Here is a 230-nt window from a genome sequence, read left to right as displayed (position 1 = left end):
GCATACGCCGCATTGATGTCCGCTTCACTTGCACAGGCTGAGATGCTTGCATCTTGAACATTGCTCACCACAACAGCTGGTGCTGGGGTAATGGTAAAGGTAGCTGAATCGCTTCCACCAGCATAACATCTGTCGGTTACGTTATAAGTCAGTTGGATTGAGCCTCCACAAATATTTGGCATTGTAGTTGGACCCGTAAAACCGCCTTGTGGATTACATCCACCGCTAAC

At 48.3% G+C, this 230-nt stretch carries 1 protein-coding gene; it reads right to left on the bottom strand.

Annotation, left to right across the window (positions count from 1 at the left end; translation table 11 throughout):
• A partial coding sequence (locus EQG63_RS12315; RefSeq protein WP_164974519.1) for a hypothetical protein occupies positions 1-230 on the bottom strand: 230 nt, incomplete at both ends.

It is taken from the genome of Flavobacterium amnicola, from assembly GCF_004122165.1.
GTDB classification, from domain to species: Bacteria; Bacteroidota; Bacteroidia; order Flavobacteriales; family Flavobacteriaceae; genus Flavobacterium; species Flavobacterium amnicola.
This window is presented reverse-complemented; position numbering and strand designations above follow the sequence as displayed.